The sequence below is a fragment of the Micrococcus sp. KBS0714 genome, assembly GCF_002008305.4.
In the GTDB taxonomy this organism is placed as follows: Bacteria; Actinomycetota; Actinomycetes; order Actinomycetales; family Micrococcaceae; genus Micrococcus; species Micrococcus luteus.
Window position 1 is genome coordinate 2,287,477 of record NZ_CP042169.1, and the last position, 15,139, is coordinate 2,302,615.

The following is a 15,139-nucleotide window of genomic DNA, read 5'->3' on the forward strand; positions in this document are numbered from 1 at the left end:
TCCGGCCCGATCAGTGATCGTGGTCGGTGTGCTCGTCGTGGCCGGACGCGGCGTCAGCGGCCTCGTCAGGCTTCACGGACTCCGGCTGGCCGGTGACCACGGCCATCTCGACCGGGGCGAACTCCAGGTCCTTCTCCAGGACGGTCTCACCGGTCTCCAGGTCGACGGCCACGAGCTTCTGGGCCTCCGCGTCGGTGACATAGGCGGTGTTCCCGGCCACCTTCAGGATCGGGCCGGGCTCCTGCCACTCGTCCTTCTCCTTCCACGGCTCGATCACCGGGTACTCGGCGGTGACCTCACCGGTCTCCTCGTCGATCACGTTGGCCTCGCCGTCGTAGGTCAGCACGACCGCGGAGCCGTCCTCGGCGCGGCCGAGCGAGCGGAACCAGTAGGACGAGCCGAGGTCCACGGTGGTGAGCTCATCGGTGCGGGTGTCGATGAGGGCGATCTCCGTGGGCCGCTCGACGGCCTCCTTCGGCTCCTCCTCGACCTTGTGATCACCCAGGACGATGGGCGAGTCATGCAGCCCGAACAGGTTCCCGGATCGCTGGTACTCGGTCTCGACGTCCACCTTGTGGAACTCGCCGTCCCGGTACACGACGGGCCCGTTCTCGCAGCCCATCACGACGACGTCGCCCGCCTCCGTCGGCTGGGCCGCGGCCTCGCCGTGGCTGCCGGGGCAGTCGTCGGTCTCGGCCGTGACCTCGCCGGTCTTCGGGTCGATCACCTGGAGCGCGTCCCGGGAGTCCTCGGTGCCCTGCGTGGTGAAGAGGGCGCCGTCGGAGAGCTCGAGCGCCACGCCGTGGTGCGGGTCCTCGGTCTCGGCCTCCGTCATGACGGGCATGAGGTCCGGGGTCGCCTTGTCCAGGTGGGTCGAGTCGAAGGTGCGGATCGCGCCCGTGCCGTCCGCGAAGAGGGTGGTCCTGCCGTTGTGGGTGACGACGTGGCCGGGGTGCTCACCCGGGAACGTCACGCCGGTCATGCCGGGCGCGGACTCGTAGTGGTGGACGTGATCGCCGTGGGCCTTGGCCTGGATGCCGGTGGAGAACACCTCCCAGCCGTTCCCGGTGGTCACCAGGACGTCCTTGCCGTTGCCGGCGTTGCTCAGCCGCGTGAAGCCCGTGACGTCCTGCTCCTTCACCACCTCACCGGACTCGGCGTCGAGCAGCGTGAGACCGTCCTCGTGCGAGAGCAGGATGCGCGGCGTCACCGCGGAGACCTCGGTGGTCTGGGTCGGGTCGACGCGGTCCTCCTCGGAGACGGAGGAGGCCGCCGTCGCCTCACCCGCCGGTGACTCGGCGCCGTCCGAGGCGGAGGCGGGTGCCGACGCCGGGCTGAACGGGGCGGCGTCCGCGCCGCAGGCCGTGAGGGCGATGGCCGCGGCGGCGAGGGTGGCGGCGAAGGTGGCGGCGCGCGCGGCACGGCGCTGCGGGGCGGAGGGGGACACGGGGAGCCTTTCACGAGAGATAGAAGATGCGACTGATTCACAATAAAGACTGTTGCGGATGATTCGCAATACGGTGGTGGACCCCACCCCGTCATCCCGGCGGCGCCGACGGCGCGCCCCCGTCGCGGGAGCCGGCACGTGACGCCCTCGACGCGGCGACCCGGCTGTTCGAGGTGGGCGGAGCCTCGGCGACGCTGCGCACGCGCGGGCTGGGCCGGCATGGGCGCAATGCGCGGGTGCTCGCCAGCCACAACCCGCTGATCTACCGCGCCCGACTGCTCGGCGACCGGGCCGTCAACGGCACGCCGCTCGAGCGCCACTACCGGCTGGGCGGCTGAGGCGTCGGGCGGTGTGGCGCGCGGCGGAGCCCCTCAGGCCAGGCCGCGCGCCGCATGCCAGGCGGCGATCCGCTCGAGCGCCTCGTGGACGGCGTCCGGGCCAGCGGCGAAGGAGAGGCGGACGGACTCGGGCCCGTGGACGGCGTCGAAGTCGTCGCCGGGGGTCAGCGCGACGCCGGCCTCCTCCAGCAGGGCGGCGCAGTAGCCGACGGCGCTGCCGAACTCCGCCAGCATGCCCGAGGCGAGACGGGCCCACAGGTAGAAGGCGCCGTCGGCGGGGGCGGCGTCGGCCCAGGCGAGCCGGGGCAGGGCGGCCAGCACGACGCCGCGCGTCGCCGTGAAGCCGCCGGCCTGCTCGGCACAGAACGCGTAGGACTCCTCGGTGAACGCGTGGACGGCCGCCTCCTGGGCGGCAGCGGGCGGGCAGAGGGCGACCGAGCCGGCGAGGCCGTCGACCGCGGTGGCGAGGTCGTCCGGCATGAGCATCCAGCCCAGCCGCCAGCCGGGCATGCCCCAGTACTTGGAGAACGAGCTGACCACGAGCGCGGTGCGGGAGGTGCGCCAGGCGCAGGCGCCGGGCCCCTGCCCGTCCGTGTGCACGATGCCGTGGTAGATCTCGTCCGAGACGAGCCGCACACCGCGTTCCTCGCACCAGCGGGCGAGTTCGGCGAGCTCGGCCGCGCTGACCATCGTGCCCGTGGGATTGGCCGGGGAGGCGAGCACGAGCCCCGCGACCGGGCCCTCCGCGAGCGCCGCCTCCAGGTGGGCGACCGTGGGCTGGTAGCGGGTGCCGGCGTCGACGTCCACGTCCACCACCTCCACCCCGAGCGCCGTGAGGATGTTGCGGTACGCGGGATAGCCGGGGCGCGGCAGGAGCACGCGGTCCCCCGGGGAGAACGCCGCGAGGAAGCCGAGCATGAACGCCCCCGAGGAGCCCGTGGTGATCGCGACCTGCTCGGGGCGCACGTCGAGCCCGTACCAGCGGCGGTAGTGGCCGGCGACGGCGGCCCGCAGCTCCGGCAGGCCCAGCGCCGGGGTGTAGGTGAGGGCACGGCCGGAGGCGTGGACGGCGGCGGCCGCGGCGTCGACGGCGGGAGGGGCGCCCCCGCCCGGCTCCCCCGCGCACAGGCTGACGACGTCGTGGCCGGCAGCACGCAGTGCGGCGACCCGGCCGAGGATGCTCATCACCGTGAACGGCGGCACCTGCGACCGGACGGACGGCGCGAAGGCGGGGGCGGCGGTGGGGGCAGGGGCGGACGGCGCGAAGGCGGGGGCGGCGGTGCTGGACCGGGACGGGCGATGCATGGCCCGAGGCTACCCCCCGCTTTCGTTCGGGAAACGGCGCCTCGGGGGCGACTTTCGTTGACGAAACGGGCGGGCGGGCCGCCGTTTCCCGAACGAAAACGTCGCGACACGCCGCCGTTTCCCGAACGAAAACGTCCGGCGCGCCTCGGGTGGCTCTCACTCCTCGGCGCCGAGCATCTCCCGGATGTCCTCGGCGGTGAGGGAGTCGGTGAAGGCGCCGGCTCCGGAGTCGTCGGACTCGTCCATGAGCGCGCCGAACAGCTCGGCCTTGCGCCGCTGCAGCTCGAGCACCTTCTCCTCGATCGTCCCCTCGGACACGAGCCGGTAGACCATCACGGTCCGCTCCTGCCCGATCCGGTGCGCCCGGTCCACGGCCTGCGCCTCCGCAGCGGGGTTCCACCACGGATCCATGAGGAACACGTAGTCCGCCTCGGTCAGGGTCAGGCCGAAGCCGCCCGCCTTCAGGGAGATCAGGAACACCGGCGCCTCGCCCTCGCGGAAGCCGCGGATCACGTCGGCGCGCCCGCGCGTGGAGCCGTCGAGGTACGCGTGCTCGATCTCCAGGTGGTCCAGCTCCTCGGCGATCACCCGCAGGAAGCTCGTGAACTGGCTGAACACGATCACGCGGTGCCCCTCGCCGATCACCTCGGTGAGGTCGTCGAGGAACCGCTCGAGCTTCGAGCTGGGCACGGAGGCGTACTGGTCGTCGACGATCTGCGGCGCCAGCGCGAGCATCCGCAGCAGCGTGAGCGACGTGAAGATGGTGAACCGGTTGCCGTCCATGTCCCCGAGCAGGCCCAACACCTTGCGGCGCTCGCGCTGGAGCACGCGGTCGTAGAGCTTGCGGTGGGCCGGCTCGAGCTCCACCTGGAGGATCTGCTCCTGCTTGGACGGCAGGTCCTTCGCCACGAGCTCCTTGGAGCGGCGCAGCATGAACGGGCGCACGCGGCGGCGCAGGGCCGCCATCCGCTCGGGGTCCCCCCCGGTCTCGATGGGGGTCACGTAGGTCTCGCGGAACCGGCGGTGGCTCGGGAACAGGCCCGGCACGACGACGTCCAGCAGCGCCCACAGGTCGCTGAGGGAGTTCTCCATCGGCGTGCCGGTGATGGCCAGCCGGAAGGGGGCGCGCAGGTCGCGGGCCACCGTGTGCACCTTCGCGGCGCGGTTCTTCAGGAACTGTGCCTCGTCGAAGACCACCCCGCCCCAGTCGAGTCCGCCGTACTGGCCGGCGTCGATCCTCAGGAGCGTGTAGCTGGTGACCACCACGTCCGCCCCCGCCACCTCGTCCGCCACGGCGGTGCCGCGCTTGCGGGTGGTGGTGTCCAGGACGCGCACGTCGAGGTCCGGGGTGAACTTCTCGGCCTCGGCCGCCCACACGGACACCACGGAGCTCGGCGCGACCACGAGGAACGGCGGCGGCTCGGGCCGGGCCTGGCGCGCGTGGGCGAAGAGCGCGAGGGTCTGGACGGTCTTGCCCAGGCCCATGTCGTCGGCCAGGATCCCGCCGAGGTCCTGCTCCCACAGGAACGCGAGCCAGCGCAGGCCCTCCTCCTGGTAGGGGCGCAGGTCGGCCTTCAGGCCGGCGGGGCGCGGGGCCTCGGGGAGGCGCTCGACGGCGGCCAGACGCCCGACGGCGGCGGTCCACTCCGGGTCCTCGTCCACCTCGTCCGCGAGCTCCTTGAGGTCCTCCCAGAAGCCGACCTGGTGCCGTGAGACGGGGGTGTGCTCCGGGGTCCACTCCTGCAGGGTGGCGGCCTCGGAGAGCAGGGCGCGCAACCGGTCGAAGGCGGGGTGGTCGAGGCCCAGGTAGGAGCCGTCCGCGAGGATCAGCGTGGTCCTGCCCTGCACGAGCGCGGTGAACAGCTCCACGAACGGCAGCACGTGCCCGTCCACGGAGACCTGCACGCCGAGGTCGAACCAGTCGTTCTGCGTGGCCTTCGTGCCGACCTCGATGCGCGGGGCGGCCTTCAGCTCGCGGTAGTCGGGGCGGTCGCCGGTGACGTCCACGCGCACGTGGTCCGCGCGCTGCAGCAGCGGCAGCACCTGCTCGGAGAACCGGGCGGCGCCCACGCCCTCGAGGACCTGCTCCTCCGCACGGCCGGCGCGCGGCCAGAGCTCGGCCACGGCGCGCAGCACCGCGTCCTCGTGCCGGGTGTCCCGCAGGGGGTCGCCGCCGGCGTCGAGACCGAGTTCGCGGGGCGGGTCGAAGTAGAGCCAGGACCAGCGCAGCACGAGCTCGTGGCCGGGTCGGAAGTCGGCGCGCAGCCGCAGCACGGGCGGCTCGAACTCGGGCAGCTCCACGGAGGCGTCGCCGCTGGTCACGGGCAGGGCGCCACGCAGCCGCGGGTAGATCCGGCCGAGGAACTCCTCGCGGTCCGCGGCGGGCACGCGCACGGGCCCGCCGGCGAGCACGAGCTGCTGCACGGCCTCGGGGACGGGGCGTGCGGCGGGGATCAGGTGGAGCACGGCCTCCTCGTCCGTGAGCTCCACGCGGTAGAAGCCGATGCCGCCCACGGCGTGCACACCGCTCAGCCCGGGGCCGGGCGGGGCCGGGTCCAGGGACGGGGCCACGTCCAGACCGCCGTCGGGGGCGGCGGTGACGTCCAGCCCGACGGCGACGGGCGCCTCCAGCACCACGTCCGTCAGCAGCCCCAGCGGCACGAGCTCCACCCCGACCTCGCGGGCCTCCGCGAGCAGCTGCCAGATCCGCGGGGAGTCGAAGACGTGCAGACCGAACCAGGCGTCGCCCGGGTAGGAGTCCTCGGCCTGGACCTGACGCCAGATCAGGCGCATCGCCCGCTCCTGGGCGGGGGCGAACTCGGCGCGCGGGAACTGGAACGCCTTCCACGTCAGCCCGCCCTTGATCCACGTCCCCTTGGCCCCGCGCTTGAGCGGGCGCACGGTCACGTACAGCGGGCGGCCCTCGCGCACCTGCTCCTCCCCGGCGGTCGCCGGGCCCCACTGCTGGAACGCGTTGCGGGAGGACTCGGCCACGAGCTCCACGCCGATCGCCAGCGCGGGCGGCGTGCCCACCCGGCGCGGGCCGTGGAGTCCGGCCAGCGGCTCCATGACCCGTCGCCAGTCCAGGCCGGCAGGGGGTGGGGGTGCCGCCCCGTCCGCGGCCGGGGCGTCGAGGCCGGCCGGGCCGCCGCCGTCGTGGCCCCGGCCGGCGGGCGCGGGCAGCGCGTCCGCCGTGGTGACCATCTCGGCGAGCTTGCGGCGGGCGTCGTCGAGGGCCTGGTCGGCGTCGAGGCGGACCACCTGGTAGAGCGCGGCGGCCACGTGCTTGCAGTCCGTCCCGACCGGGCACGTGCAGCGCCCGCCCACCGGCTCCATGAGGGCGCCGGCGCCGTCCTCGGCGGCGTCGTCGTAGGCCTCCTGCAGCTGCACCTGCACCCGGTAGGGGCTGGGCGCGGTGCCCTGGACGGAGGCGCTCAGACGGCCGGTGGCGGCGTCATAGCGCAGGCGCCCCACGGCACCCGACGCGGCCACGGCGAAGCCGCGGTCCGCACTGGTGGGCCCGACGACGGCGCGGATGGCCTCGGTGCGCAGGTGCGGCAGGACGTCTCCGGAATCTGCAGTGGCCATAGCGAGCAGTCTTTCACGGACCGTGCCGGGCCCGCTCCGACCGACACCGGCCCGGCGGCGTGCCGACCACCCCGTTCCCGGGCCCGCACACCTGAGACCTTCAGCCCGACCCGCCCCGGACCCTAGAGTGCGCCCATGGCGTCCACACAGCCCTCCCCCGTCCCCGCCGGTGCCACGCCGGCGTCCCACACCTCCCCCCTCGGCCTGTCCCTGCCGGACGGCCGGGGCCGTCGCGTCCTCGTCACCGGTGCCACCGGGTACGTGGGCGGGCGCCTCATCCCCGAGCTGCTCGCCGCCGGCTTCGACGTCCGGGCCGGCGCCCGGAACCCCTCCGACCTCGCGGACCGACCGTGGTCGGACAGCATCGAGGCGGTGGAGCTCGACCTCACCGAGGCGGACCTCGTCGAAGCCGCCATGCAGGACGTGCACACCGTGCTCTACCTCGTGCACTCCATGGGCGGGGGCGGCGACTTCGTGGCCCAGGAGCAGCGGATCGCGGACATCGTGGGCACCGCCGCGGACACGGCCGGCGTGGCCCAGCTCGTCTATCTCTCCGGCCTGCACCCGGACACGGTCCCCGTCGCGGAGCTGTCCGACCACATGCGCTCCCGCGCCCTCGTGGCCGAGCGTCTCGAGCGGGCGGCGACCCCGGCGCTGACGTTCGAGGCCGGGGTGATCATCGGCTCGGGCTCCACCTCGTTCGAGATGATCCGCCATCTCGCCGAGCGGCTGCCCGTGATGCCCGGCCCGTCCTGGCTGAGGAACCGGGTGGAGCCGCTGGCCATCCGCGACGTCCTGTACTACCTCCTGCAGGCCTGCGCCCTCCCGGAGCCCGTGCAGCTGAGGGCCCAGATCGGCAACGGACACCCCCAGTCGTTCGCGAGCGTGCTGGTGGACTACGCCAAGGCCGCCGGCCTGTCCCGACGCATCGTGATCCCCACCCCGTTGCCCTTGAAGACCCTGGCGGGCTTCTGGATCGGCATGGTGACCCCCATCCCGGTCGCGGTGGCCCTGCCCCTGGCCGCATCCCTCGCCGAGGAGGCGGTCGTGGAGGACCGCTCGGTCCGCGACCTCATCCCGGACCCGCCGGGCGGGCTGACCTCCTACATGGACGCCGTGCGGCTGGCGCTGAAGCGGGAGAAGGAGGGTCCCCTGGACGTCACCTTCGACGCGGACCTCCAGAGCTCCGCGGACCCGGCCGCCTCCCTGCCCTCGGATCCCGAGTGGGCCGGCACCACGGTCTACACGGACGAGCGCGAGCGCGAGTCCGACCTGCCCGCGCAGGAGGTGTGGCCGGTGATCGAGTCGGTGGGCGGCGCCAACGGTTGGTATTCCACCCCGCTGCTGTGGAAGATCCGCGGGCTGATGGACAAGTTGGCCGGCGGGCCCGGCCTGACCCGCGGCCGGCGGGACCCGAACCACCTGCGACGCGGCGACGCCGTGGACTGGTGGCGGGTGGAGGACGTGGAGCCGGGGCGGCGGCTGACCCTGCGGGCGGAGATGAAGGCCGGCGGGCGGGCCTGGCTGCAGCTGAGCACCGAGCCGCGGGAGGGCGGAGGCTCCGTCTACCGCCAGCGGGCGGTCTTCATGCCGGACGGCCTGCTCGGACGCGCCTACTGGACCGCCATCCTGCCCTTCCACGCCGTGGTGTTCCCGGAGATGGCCGCGAACATCCTGGCCGAGGCCAGGCGCCGGCACGACGGCGGCGAGCGTCCCCGCACCCGCGGCCTGCTGCGGCCGCTGGTGGACCGGCTGCCCCTGCGTCGCAACCCGTTGGACAGGCGAGCCCGCGGCGCCGGCGGCGCTCAGTCGCGGGACTGACCGTCGGGGCCACGCCCCCAGTGGGGCCGGGGGCGTGACCGGGCCGCCCGGCGCAGCCACCGCCGCCCGGGGGACAGCCGGGCCCAGTTGACCTGCAGGGTGGTGACCGCCATCCGGCCCTGCCGCACCCGCTGGCGCAGGGAGTGGAAGATGCGCCCGGCGACCTCCACCCGCAGGTCCGGATCGAACCGGATCCGGCGGCCGGCCAAGGCCAGCTGGAAGGACAGGTCCAGGTCATCGTGCACGTCCCCGCGCTCGCGGTGGACGCGGGTCCGCACAGCCTGCCACGCCTCGGCGCGCAGGGCGCAGTTGGAGCCCCAGACGGGGGTGGCCGCCACCGCGGCGCCCGCCCCCCAGCGGTACGCGCCGGTGTAGAGCGCCGCCCGCACCCGCCCCCGGAGGCCGGGCTGGTCGTGGAAGGTCCCCGGCCCGGTGAGGGCGTCGAGCCCGGAGTCGGCGTCGAACCGGGCCACGATCCGTTCGAGCCAGTCCGCGGGCATCCGCGTGTCGGCGTCGCAGCGCACCAGCAGCTCCCCGACCGCGGCGTCCAGGCCGGCGGCCGCCGCGGCCGGGACCCCGCGGCGCGGCTCGTGCACCACCCGCGCGCCGGCGGCGCGGGCGAGCACCGCCGAGTCGTCCACGCAGCCGTTGTCCACCACCACCACCTCCAGCGCCGGCCGGCTCTGGGCGGCCAGCAGGGCGAGGCACACGCGCAGGTGCTCGGCGTCGTCGAGCACCGGGACGACCACGGAGACCGTGGGGCGGGCCGGGGTCACCGGGTGCGCCCCCGGCGCACGGCGAGGGCGGCGCCGATCCCGGCGCCGACGAGATCGGCGGCGAGGTCGCCGATGGTGTCCGTGTAGCCCACACCGATCTCGGGGGTCACCGCCGTGTGCCCCCACCATTCGGCCAGCTCCCACACCACGCCCAGGGCCACGGCGGCGGCCGCGATCCCCAGCCCGGCCAGGCCCGGGCCGAGCAGCGCCACGGCCTGCCCGGCCTCGGTCCCCCGACGCCGGAGCCATGCCCCCACCACCAGTGCCGTCAGACAGGCGACCACGGCGGAGGCGGCGGCGTGCACGAGCAGGTCCAGCGACGGCACCCGCGGGTAGAGGCCGATGACGCTCAGCCACCCGGCCAGCAGCAGGACCGCCTGCGCGGCCCAGTCCAGGACTCCGCCCGGGGCGAGCCAGCGGGTGAGCCACTGGGAGCCGAACACGAGCAGCATCGCCGCCGCGGACGGCCATCCGGCGTGCACCGCCGCGACCGGGACGAGGATCAGGCCGAGCGCGCGCAACAGGTCTGCGGGGATCAGCGGCAGCATGTCAGCGATCGCCCGGGTGGGGGCGGCGTCCCGGCCGCCGGCCGCGCCGACCGGCACGACCACGGCTCGTCAGCAGCAGCCAGAGCGCCGGCAGCAGCAGGGCGGAGCCGAGCGGGTAGGCGAAGTCCTCCACGGGCGCCTGGCCCACGTAGGCACCCACCAGCAGCTCATGGCCGTAGTCGAAGAGCCCCGCGGCGATCATCACGTTGTCGAAGACCGCCGTGAGGGCCCACAGGGCCACCAGGGTGGCCGCCACGGCCCGCAGGTGCTCGCCCCGCACGCGGCCGACGAGGGCGGCGCCCACGAGCACGGCCAGGGCGAAGCCCACGAAGACGAGGACGAGGTCGAGGAAGGTCACCGGCTGCCCCCGTCGGTCGGATCGGCCGGCGTCGCGGCACGGGCGTCACCTCGCCGGCCGCGCAGCAGGCGCAGCGCCCCGGTGAACAGCACCATCGTGATCTGGCTGAGGAAGAGCAGGAAGAACCCCTCCTCCAGGGGCAGCTGGGGGGCGAGCATCACCCCGGTCATGTAGGGCGACTGCCGGTGCAGGAACACGCCTTCGGCGATCCCCCACAGGTCCCAGGCGAAGAAGTAGGCCACCCCGGCGGCCAGCACCAGCAGCGCCGGGAGCGGGCGATGCCACAGGAACAGCTCGAAGCGCCGGTCCACCAGCAGCATGCAGCCGATGACACCCAGCAGGGCCAGCAGGTAGATCATGCCGCCGCCCCCCGGGTCAGCGCCCACCCGATCAGCAGCAGGGTCACGAGGAAGCCGGTCACGTAGTTCAGCGGAAGGAACAGCTGCCAGCCGCGGTGGGCCGCGCCCGAGGTGGCGTCCGTGATGCGGCGGAAGCGCAGGGTGTTCACCACGTAGGGCACGGCCAGCAGCGCCGCGAGCGGGCCCGGCGGGTCGGTGGCCAGCAGCAGCAGGCCCGCCGCCGCGTACAGGCCGGCGGCGAGCAGGACGGTGCGCCGAGCGCCCAGCACGGTGGCCACCGAGGCCAGGCCCCCCTCCCGGTCCGGCACCACGTCCTGCACCGCCCCGAACATCTGCGAGGCCATGCCCCACAGGAAGAACGCCCCCAGCAGCGCCGCCAGGGCGGGCGTGGGGGTCGCCCCGGCCAGCGCGAGGCCGTAGACCGCGGGGGAGACGAAGTGGGTGGCGGAGGTCGCGGCGTCCAGGAAGGGCCGCTCCTTGAACCGCAGCCCCGCCCAGGAGTACGCCACCACCGCGAACAGGCTCACCGCGAGCACCAGCACGGCGGCCCACTCGCCCCGCACGGCGGACCAGCCCGCGAGCACGGCCACGAACGGCACGGGCAGCAGCACCGACCACGCCAGCACCCGGCGGCGCACCGCGGGGTCGCCCAGCACGGAGCCCTCCACACCCCCCTTGCGGGGGTTGCGCAGGTCCGAGGCGAAGTCGAACACGTCATTGATGCCGTACATGGCCAGGTTGTAGGGCACCAGGAAGAACACGACGCCCAGGACCACCAGCCACGCGGGCAGCCCCCCGGTCAGGATCGCGGCGGCGGCGAACGGGTAGGCCGTGTTCACCCAGCTGACCGGCCGGGACGCCCAGAAGAGGGTGCGGATCATGTGCCGCTCCCCCCGGGGCCCGCGGGCCGGACCCTGCGCGCGTCGTGGCGCAGTTCGTCCCGGACCACTTCGGCGGAGATCAGGCACATGGGCACCCCGATTCCCGGGCGCACCGAGGAGCCCGCGTACATCAGGCCGGCCACGTCCGCGTCCCGCACCGAGGGACGGAACATGGCCGACTGCGCCAGCGTGTGCCCGGGGCCCAGCAGCGAACCCCGCCAGGCGTGCACGTCCGCGGCGAAGTCACCGGGCCCGTAGGTGCGCCGCACCACGATGCGCTCGGCCAGGTCGGGGATCCCGGCCCAGCGGGCCAGCTGGTCGAGGGCCCGGTCCGCCACGGCCTCCACCTGGGCGTCCCCGGCGCGGTCCACCCGCCAGCCCTGGCCGTCACGGACCCGGATGCCGCCGCGCCCCCACCCCGGCTCGGCGGGGGCCGGGACGAGGATGAAGAGGTTCTCGTCGCCCTCCGGGGCCACGCCCGGGTCCGTGGCGGAGGTGCGCGAGACGTAGATCGACGTGTCCGCGGCGAGGTCCTCTCCCCGTTCGATGCGCCCGAAGTTGTCCTCCCAGTCCGCCGTGAACAGCAGGGTGTGATGGGCCAGCTGGGGCAGGGATCCGCGCACCCCCACGCACACGAGCACGCCGGAGGGGCCGGGGTCGCGCCGGTCCCACGTGGACTCCGCGACGCGCCGGCCGGGAGGCAGCAGACGGGTCTGCACGTGGTGCAGGTCCGCGGCGGCCACCACCACATCGGCGTCGAGGCGTCCCGCGGCGCCGTCGTCGGACCGCCAGGCGACGCCGGTCACCCGGCCCGGGCGGCGACGTCGGCCCTCGTCCCCGCGGGCTGCTCCCGGCCTGGGCAGGCGGGCGGCCAGGCGTCCGAGGCGGCCGGCGGGGGCGGGACGGTCCACCACCTCGACGGCGGTCGCCTCGACCCCGGTGCGGATCTCCACGCCGGCCTCGCGCACGACCTCCGCCATGGCGTCCACCAGGGCCGCGAAACCGCCGAGGGGGTACTGCACGCCGTCGGCGAGGTCCAGATGGGACATCAGGTGGTACATGGCGGGGGCACGGTCGGGGGACGTGCCGAGGAAGACCGCCGGGTAGCCCAGGATCTGGCGCAGCCGGGGGTCCTGGAAGCGGGCCGCGACGTGGGAGCGCAGGCCCCCCAGCAGCTGGGGCCCGAGGGCCGGCAGGGCGCGCAGGACGTCCGGGTGGGCCAGGGCGGCCGGCCGGCGGAAGTCCGTGTAGAGGAAGTGCTCCTTGGCGAGCCCGTAGATCCGGGACGCGGAGTCGAGGTAGGCCCGCAGCCGGCGCCCGGCGCCGGGCTCGAGGGACTCGAACAGCGTCTCCGCGTGGCCGGTGCGCACGTCCACGGGGGGCTCGTGGAGGTGCCCCTCGAAGTACACCCGGTAGCCGGGGTCCAGACGGCGCAGGTCCAGCCGTTCGGCGGCGGAGGTCCCCATGAGGCGGAACCAGCGGTCGATCACCTCGGGCATCAGGTACCAGGAGGGCCCGGTATCGAAGGTGAACCCCGCCTCAGACCAGCGTCCGGCACGGCCGCCCAGGACGGCGCCGCGCTCCAGCAGCGTCACCCGGTGCCCGTCGCGGGCCAACAGGCCCGCCGTGGCCAGTCCGGCGAAACCGCCGCCCACCACCACGGTGCGCGGGCCGAGAGCGGTGTCCCGGGCGCTCATCGGCGGCCTCCCCGGCGGCCCCGTGCCAGGACGCGGGCGGCGATCCGGGCCTTCTGATGGTCCGGCACCCGGACACGGCGGTGGGCCAGCTCGGCCGCCGGGGTCGCCTCGATCCGGTCCACCAGGGCCGCGAACAGTCCGTGCGCCAGGGCCACGGCGCGCCCGGCCCCGGGGTCCAGGACACGGATGCCGGGCAGGGCGGCGTCGAGGTCGGCGCGGACCTCGGCCACGAGCTCGGCCTTGCGGGCCTCGGTGAGCACGCCCGGTGCGGCACCGGGCAGGTAGGTGCGGCCCAGCTCGTGGTGGTCCGCGGCCAGGTCCCTGAGGAAGTTGACCTTCTGGAACGCCGCCCCCAGCCGGGAGGCCTGCGCGCGCAGCTCCTGCCGCTGGCCCGGGGTCCGGGCCCGCGTGCCGGGGAGGGAGAGGAAGACCTGCAGGCACATCAGCCCCACCACCTCGGCCGAGCCGTGGATGTAGGCGTCCAGCGACTCGGCGCCGTGCTCGCGGATCCCCAGGTCCGCGCGCATGGAGGCGAAGAAGGGACGGGTCAGCTCCGGGGTGATGCCGTGGCGACGGGCCACGTCGGCGAAGGCGTGCAGGACCGGGTCGGTGGCGAAGCCCGACGCCATCGCGGCCTCACACGCCCGCTCGTAGTCGTCCAGGGCGGCGCGGACCCCGGCCTCGTCGAGCCCGGCGGCCACCGCGACGCCGTCGACCACCTCGTCGGCGACGCGGACCATGGCGTAGATCGTGGCCACGTCCTGGCGTGCCTGCCGGGGCAGGGTGCGGCAGGCCCAGGAGAAGGACGTGGAGTAGCGGCGGATCACCTGGGCCGCTGCGGTGTGGGCCGTCCGCGTGTACAGCGCGGCAGGGCTCGGGGTGGGCGCGGCCATCTCAGGACCTCCGGGTCAGCACGGCGTGGCAGGCGTCGGCGAACTCCGCCCGGACCGTCTCGTCCAGGGGCAGGGCCGCGATGCGCTCGCGGGCGCGGACGGTGAGCTCGGCGGCGACGTCGAGGGCGTGCTCCCGGGCACCGGCCGCCTCGAGGGCGCGGCGGGCGGCCTCGATGTCCGCGGGGGTGGCCGGGCCCGCGTCGAGCAGGGCGCGGACGGCGGGGATGCGGCGGCCGTGGGCGGTGAGCACGGTGGCCTTGCCCTCGCGCAGGTCGCCGTCGGCGGACTTGCCGGTCTCCCCGGGATCGCCGAACACGCCGAGGACGTCGTCGATCACCTGGTAGGCGGCGCCGAGGTCGGCGCCGGCCTCGCCCATCGCCCGGGCGAGGTCGGGATCCGCCCCGGCCAGGAGGGCGCCGGCGCGCAGGGGCGCGCCGACCGTGTAGTGCGCCGTCTTGAGCCGTTGCATGGCGAGGATGCGGTCGGGATCGGGCTCCTCACCGGTGTGGCGGGACAGCCCCAGGAGCACGTCTTCGAGCTCGCCGGCCGCGGTCACGGCGGCGGCGTCGAAGACGACGGCGGCGGCCTCGGCGGCCCGGGCGGTGTCGGCGGCACAGGTGGCGGCGAGCCGGAACGCCTGGGTGAGCAGGACGTCCCCCGCGATGAGGGCGACGGCGACCCCGGCGTGGGCGGCGTCCGCGGCGGGCACCCCGCGGGCCTCGAGGCGGTGCCGGGCGGAGGCGTGCACGGCGGGCTGGCCGCGCCGCAGCACGTCCCGATCGATGACGTCGTCGTGGACGAGCAGCGCGGTGTGCAGCAGTTCGAAGGCGGCCCCGAGTCGGTCGACGGCAGCGCGGCCGGACGGAGGGACCGGGTCGGCGGTCGCCAGGCGCCAGCCGAGCTCGACGAGACGGGGGCGGATGAGCTTGCCGGCGCCCACATGGACGTGGAGCGAGTCGAGCAGCTCGGCGAAGGCGGCGGATCCGGGTGCCTGGGCCGCGGCATGTCGGAGCGCGGCGTCCAGCTCGGCGGTCACCCCGGAGAGCGCGGCCTCGCCGCCCGTCCTCGCTTCACCCATGGCGCCTCCTCGGTGGCGGACACGACGCGGCACCGACCGCCGCATCTGTT

General features: G+C 75.0%; 12 protein-coding genes and 1 pseudogene. 2 read left to right on the forward strand and 11 right to left on the reverse strand.

From position 1 onward, the window contains the following. Nucleotides 1–10 precede the first annotated feature (10 nt). Nucleotides 11–1,447: a PQQ-binding-like beta-propeller repeat protein gene (locus B1A86_RS10435; protein ID WP_073117250.1), complete on the reverse strand. Its 1,437-nt coding sequence runs from the start codon at nucleotides 1,445–1,447 to the stop codon at nucleotides 11–13. A 134-nt stretch (nucleotides 1,448–1,581) separates the two neighbouring features. Between B1A86_RS10435 and B1A86_RS10440 the strand changes: the two are divergent. After that, nucleotides 1,582–1,785 (forward strand): annotated as a pseudogene (locus B1A86_RS10440) (acyl-CoA dehydrogenase); the annotation flags it as partial. A gap of 33 nt (nucleotides 1,786–1,818) precedes the next feature. On the opposite strand, the gene B1A86_RS10445 reads toward B1A86_RS10440, so the two are convergent. Together B1A86_RS10445 and B1A86_RS10450 are read right to left on the reverse strand one after the other, a co-directional pair. Then, on the reverse strand, nucleotides 1,819–3,090 hold the full coding sequence (locus B1A86_RS10445; protein WP_078025363.1) for an aminotransferase class I/II-fold pyridoxal phosphate-dependent enzyme: 1,272 nt from the start codon (nucleotides 3,088–3,090) through the stop codon (nucleotides 1,819–1,821). 156 nt (nucleotides 3,091–3,246) lie between these two features. Further along, the gene (locus tag B1A86_RS10450; RefSeq protein ID WP_036314915.1) at nucleotides 3,247–6,678 is read right to left on the reverse strand and encodes a DEAD/DEAH box helicase; all 3,432 of its coding nucleotides are present in this window, start codon (nucleotides 6,676–6,678) and stop codon (nucleotides 3,247–3,249) included. Nucleotides 6,679–6,813: 135 nt separating this feature from the next. Between B1A86_RS10450 and B1A86_RS10455 the strand changes: the two genes are divergently transcribed. Then, nucleotides 6,814–8,499 (forward strand): SDR family oxidoreductase, encoded by a 1,686-nt coding sequence (locus tag B1A86_RS10455; protein WP_036314913.1) that lies wholly within the window; start codon nucleotides 6,814–6,816, stop codon nucleotides 8,497–8,499. Here the strand turns inward: B1A86_RS10455 and crtX are convergent. The 8 genes from crtX to B1A86_RS10495 are packed head-to-tail and all read right to left on the reverse strand — an operon-like array spanning nucleotide 8,484 to nucleotide 15,089. Next, on the reverse strand, nucleotides 8,484–9,275 hold the full coding sequence (gene crtX / locus B1A86_RS10460; protein WP_036314910.1) for a C50 carotenoid glucosyltransferase CrtX: 792 nt from the start codon (nucleotides 9,273–9,275) through the stop codon (nucleotides 8,484–8,486). The genes B1A86_RS10455 and crtX overlap by 16 nt on opposite strands. Next, entirely contained in the window at nucleotides 9,272–9,823 is a 552-nt protein-coding gene (locus tag B1A86_RS10465) for a hypothetical protein (protein ID WP_170721205.1), read from the reverse strand. Before B1A86_RS10465 ends, crtX begins: the two co-directional genes overlap by 4 nt. 1 nt (nucleotide 9,824) lies before the next feature. Beyond that, nucleotides 9,825–10,181: a C50 carotenoid gamma-cyclase subunit beta CrtYh gene (crtYh, locus tag B1A86_RS10470; protein WP_036314905.1), complete on the reverse strand. Its 357-nt coding sequence runs from the start codon at nucleotides 10,179–10,181 to the stop codon at nucleotides 9,825–9,827. Then, nucleotides 10,178–10,567: a C50 carotenoid gamma-cyclase subunit alpha CrtYg gene (gene crtYg, locus B1A86_RS10475; RefSeq protein WP_036314902.1), complete on the reverse strand. Its 390-nt coding sequence runs from the start codon at nucleotides 10,565–10,567 to the stop codon at nucleotides 10,178–10,180. Before crtYg ends, crtYh begins: the two co-directional genes overlap by 4 nt. Continuing rightward, nucleotides 10,537–11,421 carry a prenyltransferase gene (locus tag B1A86_RS10480; protein WP_036314900.1) on the reverse strand — a complete coding sequence of 295 codons (885 nt, stop codon included), beginning with the start codon at nucleotides 11,419–11,421 and terminating at the stop codon, nucleotides 10,537–10,539. Before B1A86_RS10480 ends, crtYg begins: the two co-directional genes overlap by 31 nt. Continuing rightward, on the reverse strand, nucleotides 11,418–13,118 hold the full coding sequence (gene crtI / locus B1A86_RS10485) for a phytoene desaturase family protein (protein WP_036314898.1): 1,701 nt from the start codon (nucleotides 13,116–13,118) through the stop codon (nucleotides 11,418–11,420). The genes B1A86_RS10480 and crtI overlap by 4 nt, the downstream gene beginning before the upstream one ends. After that, nucleotides 13,115–14,011: a squalene/phytoene synthase family protein gene (locus B1A86_RS10490; RefSeq protein WP_010079994.1), complete on the reverse strand. Its 897-nt coding sequence runs from the start codon at nucleotides 14,009–14,011 to the stop codon at nucleotides 13,115–13,117. The genes crtI and B1A86_RS10490 overlap by 4 nt, the downstream gene beginning before the upstream one ends. A gap of 1 nt (nucleotide 14,012) precedes the next feature. Then, nucleotides 14,013–15,089 carry a polyprenyl synthetase family protein gene (locus B1A86_RS10495; RefSeq protein ID WP_010079993.1) on the reverse strand — a complete coding sequence of 359 codons (1,077 nt, stop codon included), beginning with the start codon at nucleotides 15,087–15,089 and terminating at the stop codon, nucleotides 14,013–14,015. Nucleotides 15,090–15,139: the final 50 nt, after the last annotated feature.